This is a genomic window from Pseudomonas sp. DF5, assembly GCF_058148225.1.
In genome coordinates, this window is record NZ_JBYVYM010000098.1 from 1 (window position 1) to 203 (window position 203).

Annotated in this window: 1 pseudogene; it reads right to left on the reverse strand. The window is 63.5% G+C overall.

What is annotated here, in order from left to right:
* Positions 1-203 (reverse strand): annotated as a pseudogene (locus AC30D7_RS28860) (hypothetical protein); the annotation flags it as partial.

Genomic DNA, 203 nt, shown 5'->3' on the forward strand with positions numbered 1-203 from the left:
ATAAGTATCGACACCGCCGCCGCCGATCAGGGTGTCAGCGCCGAGGCCGCCGTCGAGGATGTTGTTGCCGTCGTTGCCGGTCAACACGTTGCCCAGGCCGTTGCCGGTACCGTTGAGGTTGGCAGTGCCGGTAAGGACAAGGTTTTCCAGGTTGGCGCCCAGGGTCCAGTTCACCGAAGCGCGCACGGTGTCGACTTCACTGG